The organism is Photorhabdus sp. CRCIA-P01 (assembly GCF_003545805.1).
Lineage (GTDB): Bacteria > Pseudomonadota > Gammaproteobacteria > Enterobacterales > Enterobacteriaceae > Photorhabdus > Photorhabdus antumapuensis.
In genome coordinates this window covers 1-1,090 of the sequence record NZ_NMQR01000186.1, presented here as the reverse complement: position 1 = coordinate 1,090, position 1,090 = coordinate 1, and the positions used below count along the sequence as shown (strand labels likewise).

1 protein-coding gene is annotated in these 1,090 nt (G+C 57.6%); it reads left to right on the top strand.

The genetic code is table 11. The annotated features are described in order from the left end of the window. Positions 1–1,090: type VI secretion system Vgr family protein (locus D3222_RS24720; protein ID WP_118988368.1), on the top strand; the 1,090-nt coding region annotated here is incomplete at both ends.

Genomic DNA, 1,090 nt, shown 5'->3' with positions numbered 1-1,090 from the left:
TTGCCGGGTCATGCCCGTTACCGGCTTGAAATCCGGCGCTGCAATGCCGAACTGGAGGTGTTCAGCTTCACCGGCGAAGAGCGCCTGTGCGCCCCGTATTGCTACACCATTGATTTCACCAGCCCGAACAGGGATATCGATCCGGCGGTGATATTGAACAAATCGGCCACGTTTATCTTGCAGGCGCCGGAAAACCCGGAGCAGGTGCGTAAAGTACACGGCGTCATCACCCGGTTTAACCGGCTTGCCACCTCGGCGGATGAAACACGCTATCAGGTCTGTCTGGAGCCGCGTCTGGCGTTGCTGCACCATACCCGACGCTGTGCGATTTACCAGCACCAGTCAGTCCCGGAAATGGTGGAAAAGATCCTGCGTGAACGACACGAATTTCGCGGGCAGGATTTTCTGTTCACGCTGGTGCGGGAATATCCCCGGCGGGAACTGGTGGTGCAGTGGCAGGAGAGTGATCTGGATTTTATCCAGCGTATTTTAGCGGAAGTGGGGATGTGGTATCGCTTCGAAATGGACGGCCGTCTGGGGATTGACGTGGTGCGGTTTGGGGATAACCAGCGCAATTATCAGTACGACGTGCGTTTACCGTTACGTGACCCGGCGGGCATGAATCACAACGACCGTGATTCGGTGTGGGATTTGCACGTTGAACATCGGGTGGTCACGCAAAGGGTGAAGGTGCGGGACTACAACTACCGGGAAGCAGGGAATGACCTGCAATATCAGGTCGGCCGGGATCGGGATACTACCGTGATTGGTGAAGTGTATCGCTATGGCGATAACGTTCTGACCAAGGGAGAACAGATCCAGCCCGCCCCGGAAACGGCGGGATTTTATGCCCGTCTGCATCACGAGCGCGACCTGTACCGGCAGCACCTGATCCGGGGTCAAAGTTCTTCCCCGATGCTGGTCCCCGGCTTAGTGCTGGAGCTGGAAGGGGAGAGACCGGCCGCGGTGGGAAAAGCGGGGGTATTGATTGTCTCCATGCGAAGCAGTGCCCGGCGTGACAGCAACTATCTGGTCAGTTTCAGTGGCATTCCCTACAGCGAAATCCTGAGCTACCGGCCGGCACTGCGGG